This window comes from Bullifex sp. (assembly GCF_034103065.1).
Classification (GTDB): domain Bacteria; phylum Spirochaetota; class Spirochaetia; order Sphaerochaetales; family Sphaerochaetaceae; genus Bullifex.
This window is the reverse complement of record NZ_JAXEGN010000194.1, coordinates 1-4,882: the sequence shown is the minus strand read 5'-3', so window position 1 is coordinate 4,882 and position 4,882 is coordinate 1. Positions and strand designations below refer to the sequence as shown.

Here is a 4,882-nt window from a genome sequence, read left to right as displayed (position 1 = left end):
CTTCTTCAGTTCATCAAAGATGAAATCCTTGTGCTCCTCAAGCTCTGGGTATGGAGCAGAGTAGAGGGAAAGGACCACCTCAGCAAGGGAAGGAAGGAAGCTTCCTTCAATTCCAATCTTCTTGCCATGTCTGACAGCCCTTCTGATAAGACGGCGGAGAATGTAGCCCTGGCCTACGTTGCCTGGAGCCATACCTCTCTGGTCACCAAGGATGAAGACGCTGGTCCTTACGTGGTCGCTGATGATTCTGATGGAGATGTCATCCTCCTCACTCTCACCATACTTCTTGCCGCTAAGGCCTTCGATGGCCTTGATGATAGGCTGGAACACTTCTGTGTCGTAGACGCTCTTCTTTCCCTGGAGAATGGCAATGGTCCTTTCGATGCCCATTCCAGTGTCGATGCACTTTCTCTCCATTTCATGGTAGGTACCGTCAGCTTCCTTTCTGTATCCCATGAACACGTCGTTCCAGATTTCGAAATACTTTCCGCAGTGGCAGCCTGGCTTACAGTCTGGACCGCATGCAGGGCGACCTGTATCGATGAACATTTCGCTGTCTGGACCGCAAGGGCCTGTCTCGCCAGCTGGTCCCCACCAGTTATCTTCGCGAGGCATGAAGTAGATTCTTTCCTTTGAAATTCCAAGGCTCTCCCACTTTGCTGCGGCTACCGTATCACGTGGAACTTCATTGTCTCCTTCGAAGACAGTTACGCTCAGCTTGTCCACAGGAATCTCAAGGACCTTGGTCATAAACTCGAAGGAGTACTCGATCATCTCTTCCTTGAAGTAGTCTCCAAGAGACCAGTTACCAAGCATTTCAAAGAATGTAAGGTGGTGTGGGTCACCTACTGCATCGATATCACCTGTTCTAATACACTTCTGGTAGTCAACAAGCATGTTTCCTGCTGGATGTTCTTGACCAAGGATGTATGGTACAAGTGGATGCATACCTGCTGTAGTAAATAATACTGTTGGGTCATTCTCCGGTATAAGTGATGCACCAGAGATCTGGTGGTGTCCCTTTGATACGAAGAAGTCAATATACATTTGTCTTAATTGATTTGCAGTTAATTCTTTCATAATGAAACGATTATATTCCTTTTGTATGTTTTTTTAAAGTATCTAAATACTATAAATAGCTTGATGGGATATTGAGTGCTGCATCATGGCCCACTTTATTATAACTTTCTTGAAAGAAATGAAACTCATCTTTCATTTCTTCACCAATTAAAATTGAAGAAACAATTACTACATCATCAAGTTTTCTTTGAGCATTTCTTATCTCATCATATCTATGCTCTTGATCCTTGATATTACATCTTCCAATTTCAATTAAAAATAGCTTTTCAACTCCATGATTTTTTAAGTGGGAGTACATTGAGTTAAAATCTTTAATATAGATTTCTTCACTTGTATTTTTGTCCCCATCACTTTCGCCTTGTAAGAATAATGTGTAGATATGTCTTATGGAACCGTTTAGGAATTCTTTTGCTTTTTCAAGACGTTCAATTGCATCCTTTAAGTACCCCTCTTTTGAATCAATTTGCCACTGAGAGATACAGCTTCCACCCTTTGAAGCACTAATACCTACAATAGGAATATTAGTTCTTGTATAAAGTGTGTTTACAAATGAAGTGACTAATGAACCTGTCTTTTTATTTTGATCATTTATTCCATCAACTTTATTTTCATCTTTCCCAAAGGGTTCACTTATTGGGTAAAGCTTTGTTGGATCAGTGATTGCGCGAAATTCAAAACCCGCACCATCGATTAATTGTGGAGATTTTAACTTATCTCCACGTCCTGCCATATTGGATTGTCCTAGAAATAAAAATAAGTCATACATCGCTAATCAAAAATATGTTCACTAAATACACTTTCCATCTTGCAAAATCTAAGATGGTACTTTTGAAACAGTTTTACATACGCACAAGTTGCAGGTAAAACAGGAGAAAAGGCTGCCATAAAGGGAGTAACCTTTTTACAGTCCTTACACTTTTTAAATCGATCTTTATAGATAGTGCAAAGATTTGTTTCTTTATCAAGAAACTCACAGGTCTCTGCTAAGTCTAGAAGGAGAAAATCCTCAGCAACTACTTTTTGATGACAGCAAAGACCACATTTATTACAAATATCTTCCCACTTACGCATTAAAAATCCTTTTTGCTTCTTCCTGCTTTTCATGGTTTAACTGAGGCATTATCTTAATTACACTTAATGAGATATCACCTGAAGAGGCAACATGCAGATCTGTTGTATTATCAGAGATAATTGTCTTTTCAACATTTCCAGCAGAAGCTAAACGGAAAGTAATTGTTCCATCACTTTCTTCAATTGGAATTGCAGTATCAGAATAAGAAATCATACCCAACTCTGATACAACTACCTTATCTGTGTGTGGGGTTGGGAAATTAAGGTTTACAAAGGAATCATTTGTAGTTAAAGAAAGTAACTTATCTATGTTTTTTGCTACGAAAGTTGCAGCTGATTCAAAGCAAAATTCTTTATCATTTCCTCTTTCAGCAGAGAGTGCTATAGAAGGTATACCATGCATAACACCTTCTGATGCAGCTCCACAAGTACCACTGTACAAAATATCAGATGAACAGTTATATCCATGATTAATTCCTGAGATAATACAGTCTGGAAGTGATTTAAATACATTTGCTTTTAATGAATATAAAATACAATCTGTTGGTGTGCCACTACAATGGTAGTGTTTATCTTTGTACTTAGTTAACTTAACAGGAGAAATAATATTCATTGCATGCGACTGTGCACTTCTATTTCCACTTGGTGCACATACCCATATCTCATGACCATAGGAAGCTAGAACTCTTTCAAGAGTTCTAATTCCTTCACTTTCATATCCATCATCGTTTGTGAGTAGAATAATCAATTTTTAATTACCTTTATGCTACTTCCTGGTAGGAATCGTCTTGTTTCAGGAGTAAAGTCAAATATCCTCTTATATTCATTTAATACCTGCTGATATGACTCTTCTCCTTTTTTATCTAAAACTAAGAAGATAGAACCTGTTGCACCATTACTAACTAATGATGCACCAAAGATACCCTCAGTTTCACCAGCTCTTTTAATAAGCCAATCAACCTCAGGACAAGTTATTTCAAAGACATCACGCATTCCAAAGTAAATACTTGAAAGCTGCTTTGCAAAGGAAACTGCATCATCACTCTCTAAAGCCTTCATTCCTTTTTGAGTTGATATAGTTTCTGTAATAACATATTCACAAGTTCTTCTCTCATGTTCTGATAACCCAGCAATAATATGACTTTTTAAATCCTTAATTGGGTAATTTCTTAATTTATATTCCTTAGGAAGGCTTGTTGATAGTTTTTTACAGCAATCATGAGCGTCTTGTCTCTTTTCTTCAATTTCTTCACGTAAGATCTGAGGTGGTACATTTGGATCTACAACTAAACAATATGCATCATCCCTGTTAAAGGTAAAAGGACGAAGGGTATAGTTCATTGTCTGTAAATCAAAGCTAAATACATTACCTTCTTCAGCATACATTAGTGTGATGATATCTCTAAATCGACAATTAAGATTGCTAAACTTAGTAATTGCTGCATAAGTAAGTCTTATTATTGTAGCTTTATCAAGGGAAAGTGAAAATTCACTATTTAAAGCTGTTAATAAACCTGCAGTTAATGCTACAGATATTGTTAGGTTATCACAAAATAAAAGAGCTCCCTTTATTGTGATATCAAGTCCTTGAAGAGGCATTATGTTTTCTTCTAAGAGGATATTAAGGGCTCCTTTAATGAAGTTTGCCCACTTATCTTCTTTTCTATACTTCATTTGAGAGTATGAAAATTGCTTTTTATCATTTCTAGTTGCGTTATAGATTCTAACCCATTCATCATCTCTTCTTGAGAGTGCAATTCTTAAACCTAATGTTCCAGTACCCGTTATCGAATATCCTTTACAAAAGTCAGCAAATGCGCCCATTAAAGTACATACGCCAGGAACCTGGCAGATGATATCAGGTTTTGTTTTATAGTTTTCCAAGTGGAAAGAAGCTATTTTATCCATAACACCCCTCTAAAATGTTATTATACGCCATAATACTATAATATAAGGATTTATGGCAACAAAAAGTTTTTTATGACATTTTTTTAAGAAGTGTTGATTGATGGTATCAATATAGTCATATCGCCATGATTCAAAACTACATTTAGTAAGGCAGCAATTAGTTGAACAGCTTTTTAAAACTATTCCTTTATATAACGTATTAAATATATTTCATAATTATCTGCTTGCTATCTATGCAATAAAATAGTTTAAATCTTCATAAAAGGAATTTTCGTAAATAAATATAGCAAAACAGTTAAATAGAAAGTTTAAATTTATTAAATGTGATTTATCAAATGTTGAGAGTTATTACTCCTTGTGGATGGAAATAACTCTCATTTTTAGTTCAATAGTTATGTTGTATCAAAGACTATTACTTAATCTTTGAAATAATTGATTCTTATATTCTTCCAAATCATCAATTTTTACTCTAGCAACACCATCTTTCATTGCTTCTTCTGCCACAGCCTTAGCAACAGTTGGTACAACTCTTGAGTCAAATGGCTTTGGAACTATGTAGTCCCTACCAAAGCTAAAGTGTTCTCCACCATATGCTTTAAACACTTCTTCTGGCACTTCTTCTCTAGCAAGAGATGCAAGTGCAAATGCTGCACTTCTTTTCATGTTTTCAGTTATCCTTGTTGCCCTTACATCAAGTGCACCTCTAAAGATTGCTGGGAATCCTAATACATTATTTATTTGATTTGGATAGTCACTTCTTCCAGTTGCAATTATTACATCACTTCTTGTAGCCTTTGCATCATCATATGTAATCTCAGGATCA

Annotated in this window: 6 protein-coding genes; all 6 read right to left on the bottom strand. The window is 36.2% G+C overall.

Translation table 11 applies throughout. The features are described from left to right. On the bottom strand, positions 1–1,083 hold a 1,083-nt coding region (locus SOY52_RS07470; RefSeq protein ID WP_320848338.1), incomplete at its 3' end, for an alanine--tRNA ligase. A 46-nt stretch (positions 1,084–1,129) separates the two neighbouring features. Further along, positions 1,130–1,846: a sialate O-acetylesterase gene (locus SOY52_RS07465; protein WP_320848337.1), complete on the bottom strand. Its 717-nt coding sequence runs from the start codon at positions 1,844–1,846 to the stop codon at positions 1,130–1,132. 2 nt (positions 1,847–1,848) lie between these two features. After that, the gene (locus SOY52_RS07460; protein ID WP_320848336.1) at positions 1,849–2,151 is read right to left on the bottom strand and encodes a YkgJ family cysteine cluster protein; all 303 of its coding nucleotides are present in this window, start codon (positions 2,149–2,151) and stop codon (positions 1,849–1,851) included. Then, positions 2,144–2,899: a 5'/3'-nucleotidase SurE gene (surE, locus tag SOY52_RS07455; RefSeq protein ID WP_320848335.1), complete on the bottom strand. Its 756-nt coding sequence runs from the start codon at positions 2,897–2,899 to the stop codon at positions 2,144–2,146. Before surE ends, SOY52_RS07460 begins: the two co-directional genes overlap by 8 nt. Beyond that, complete coding sequence (locus tag SOY52_RS07450) at positions 2,896–4,059, bottom strand: hypothetical protein (protein ID WP_320848334.1); 1,164 nt, start codon at positions 4,057–4,059, stop codon at positions 2,896–2,898. Before SOY52_RS07450 ends, surE begins: the two co-directional genes overlap by 4 nt. A 402-nt stretch (positions 4,060–4,461) precedes the next feature. Beyond that, positions 4,462–4,882: malic enzyme-like NAD(P)-binding protein (locus SOY52_RS07445; protein WP_320848333.1), on the bottom strand; the 421-nt coding region annotated here is incomplete at its 5' end.

Bases quoted from the DNA above. Each gene is read 5' to 3' on its own strand.
- SOY52_RS07450 (WP_320848334.1), bottom strand. From the start codon at position 4,059: ATGGATAAAATAGCTTCTTTCCACTTGGAAAACTATAAAACAAAACCT.
- SOY52_RS07465 (WP_320848337.1), bottom strand. From the start codon at position 1,846: ATGTATGACTTATTTTTATTTCTAGGACAATCCAATATGGCAGGACGT.
- SOY52_RS07460 (WP_320848336.1), bottom strand. From the start codon at position 2,151: ATGCGTAAGTGGGAAGATATTTGTAATAAATGTGGTCTTTGCTGTCAT.